The organism is Aquabacterium sp. (assembly GCF_004297345.1).
Lineage (GTDB): Bacteria > Pseudomonadota > Gammaproteobacteria > Burkholderiales > Burkholderiaceae_C > Aquabacterium.
The window spans coordinates 1-1,897 of record NZ_SCTN01000316.1 but is presented as its reverse complement, the minus strand read 5'-3'; the positions used below and the strand labels follow the sequence as shown (position 1 = coordinate 1,897).

Sequence of the window (1,897 nt, the reverse complement as noted above, 5' to 3'; positions counted from 1 at the left end):
TGTAGACCTCCATCCAGGCTTTGCCGTCTTCGGTGTCGGGTGCCACGAGGGTGCAGATGTGGGACTTCAGGCCGGGGATGGGTTCTGGCTGAATGACCGAGTCCTTGTGGTCGATCTCATCCTGCCATTGGTCCTCAGCATTCTTTGCCTTGCTTCCCTCTGCGCTTTTGGCCTCTTGCTGGTCGTATTCTTGTTTGATGGCATCTTGATTGGCCTCCAGCGCCTTGAGCCTCTCTTTGGCTGCTTCCAGGTCGCGTGCGTTGGCCTCGTAACGAGCCGTCATGCGTGGTGAGGTATTGGGCAGCCCGTTCAACAGGCCGGCCTGTTCGTCCAGTTGCGCGCGCTCTGCTTCCAGACGGGTGACCTTCCATCTGGCCTGCTCGATCTCTGCCAGTTTGTCTTGCCGGGCTACTTGCGGCAACGTGTCCGTGCGGCCCAAGGCCTTCATCATGCGGTAGGTGTTGTCGATGCCAGCGCCCACGCCTTCATCGCCCGAGTTGGTGATGACGAAGAGGTAGAGGTAGCCGTCGCGTTCTGGAACTCGGCCGTTTTGCGTCTGCTTTTCTGCTGCGGCCTTGATGGCATCAGCCAGCGGGGGCCAGCGGAAGTACTGGTTTTCGATGTGGATGTACTGCGTGGCGTTGTTGACGGCCTGTAAATAGCAGCTCTTGATGTCTTGCCTGCCCTCCTGAGACTGGGTGCGCAAGATTTGCCCTTCGATGAACTCCATGCCGTCGAGCTTTCGAACGGGGTAGCTCTTGAAGTCCGCACCGGACATCTTGTCACCATCGGCCTTGTCCCAGGCCGTGGCAAAGTTGTTGTACAGGTCGCCCAAGATGGGGCCTGTCACCATGCTGGAAAAGTCGTGACGGGGTAGCAGGCCGTTGGCCACTGTGTTGGGATGCTCTTCAGGGTGGGTCGTTCGATAAAAGGTGCGGGGCTTGCTGCTGTGTTCTGAGGTATCCCAGTATTCGTCCAGCATGTTGTGGCCCATGACGAAGCCCACAGCCAGCTCCGGATCTTCATAGTCCACAAGCACCATCTTTTGGTGGTGAGTAGGCACAGCACTCAAGACGCCTCGCGTGCTCAGGCTGATATCGTCATCGTAGTGTTTGACGGCGAGCTTGAGACGGTCCAGCGTGGAGAAGCCTCGCCCACGAAAGTGCAGGTTCTGGGCCCTTCTGGTTGAGGCCTTCTTCTCGTCGCCAAAGGTGGAGCGCGCCCACTTCAGCAGTTCATCGCACCACTCCTGATCTTCGTCGTATTTGTTGTACCAGTCGACATCGATCTTGTATTGGGTGTCATTCGTGGAGGGCGGGCGGTTTTTCAGGCCCACACGCCATCGCCCAGGCGTGTTGGATTCACCTGCTTTACCGGTTGTGTTGACCGGCAAATTGGCCAAGGCGAGTTCCCAGCACAGCACGCGTACCTTGACGTTGTTTTCTGCACGCTCCTCCAGCAGCTGACCAATAGAGGGGTGGCTGCCGTCTCGGATGAAATACATCGATGGCTGAAAGCCCCAGCAGATGATGCTGACGGATTTCTGTGCGTTGGCAATGGCGCGGTGCACGGCACCGAACGCTTCTTCACCGTTGATCAACAGCTTGAAGGCTGCGTTTTGCGGGTGGTATTCCGATCCGTTCAGTGCCCAGGGCGACGTGCAGGTGATGGTCATCGATTCGCGCGTAACGGGCGTCACGATGACGGGGTGGTCAACAGTTTCTGTGCTCATAGCTCAATGAGGTCATGCCTTGCCGTTGAGGCCGTTGGCGTAGTTGCTGCGACGAGAGGTGCCCGCCCTTTTGGTTGCGCCGGTGTCGGAGGGGGCGGGGCCAGGTTGGTGCTTGATGAAGCCTTGTGCCGCCAGCTTGCCCTCTTCAGGGTTGCTGAATTCGTC

1 protein-coding gene is annotated in these 1,897 nt (G+C 58.2%); it reads right to left on the bottom strand.

The genetic code is table 11. The annotated features are described in order from the left end of the window. Positions 1–1,732: hypothetical protein (locus tag EPO09_RS11200; protein WP_290643085.1), on the bottom strand; the 1,732-nt coding region annotated here is incomplete at its 3' end. Between the last annotated feature and the right edge of the window lie 165 nt (positions 1,733–1,897).